Raw genomic sequence first — 344 nt, forward strand, 5'->3', positions numbered from 1 at the left:
TCATCGCCCTATCGACAACTCATTCGATGGTATTTAGCTCAATTATTTACAAGTTTGCACATCGAATATACGCAAACAAAAAAGACGCCTTCTCGCGTTTTGAACGTCCTTGTGATACCTCCCAACAAACCTTTTTACCTATCAAAGACAAAGAAGTCTTAATTGTCGGCATGGGGCGTGTTGGAAAAGGCGCTTATCATGAAGCAGAAAGGGATCTCCCCGGGAAGATCTGCGGTGTTGAGCTTGACCCAAAACGGGCACAGGGGTTCAAGGAACAAGGCATTAATATTATATGCGGTGATGGTGATGACATTGAGTTCTGGGAACAGGCCCCATTAAGCGAC

At 45.1% G+C, this 344-nt stretch carries 1 protein-coding gene; it reads left to right on the plus strand.

The window, feature by feature from the left end; genetic code table 11:
* Positions 1-344 (plus strand): NAD-binding protein (locus tag A3756_RS16880; RefSeq protein WP_197481358.1); only part of this gene is annotated, 344 nt, incomplete at both ends.

Source organism: Oleiphilus sp. HI0086 (assembly GCF_001635225.1).